Raw genomic sequence first — 602 nt, 5'->3', positions numbered from 1 at the left:
AACGTATCGGAAGTGGAAACTCTCCTTCCCCCAGGAACTTCAGAATCATGTTCGCGCCCAAGGAATATCCCACCAGAAAGACGCCGCGCCGTTTCAATGCGGGAAATTCTTGTCCGAGCTGGCTTAGAACAGCCCGAAGGTCCTGGCTTCGACCGGCATGATAGGACTGTCGGCACAGCGGTCCGGAAGGGCCAGCCCCGCGGTGGTTTAAGCGCAGCACATCCCAGCCTTCCTTCAACAGGGTCTGGGCTGTACTGCGCATATATAAAGAATTCTCACTTCCTGTCAGTCCATGCAGCAACAGACCCAGTGGGTAGGCCCCTGCTTCATCGGCCTGGTTCAATGTTCCCAGCAAGCAATCACCATCATACTGTTGAAAGGTCAGACTGCATGAGGGCCAGCGGCCAAGACGAGCAACCGGCCTGACAATCATGTTGCGCAGGGTCTGCAGATCCCCACCAATCCAAGGGGAACGCGGCTTGAAAACAGGCAAATTCATCATCTTCGTGGACAACACTCACATAACCGATAAAACGTCACACCAACACGCGACAGGAAAGACCGCGCCTTGACCCATAGATCACAGAATTGTCGCTTCGCTT

General features: G+C 54.5%; 1 protein-coding gene. It reads right to left on the bottom strand.

Annotated features, from left to right (window positions below; translation table 11 throughout):
• Nucleotides 1-514 (bottom strand): alpha/beta fold hydrolase (locus FRC98_RS20915; RefSeq protein ID WP_230467891.1); only part of this gene is annotated, 514 nt, incomplete at its 3' end.
• Nucleotides 515-602 lie beyond the last annotated feature (88 nt).

Origin of the sequence: Lujinxingia vulgaris, from assembly GCF_007997015.1 — a bacterium.
In the GTDB taxonomy this organism is placed as follows: domain Bacteria; phylum Myxococcota_A; class Bradymonadia; order Bradymonadales; family Bradymonadaceae; genus Lujinxingia; species Lujinxingia vulgaris.
Note: the sequence above shows the minus strand (reverse complement) of the source record. Positions and strands in the feature narration are given on the sequence as shown.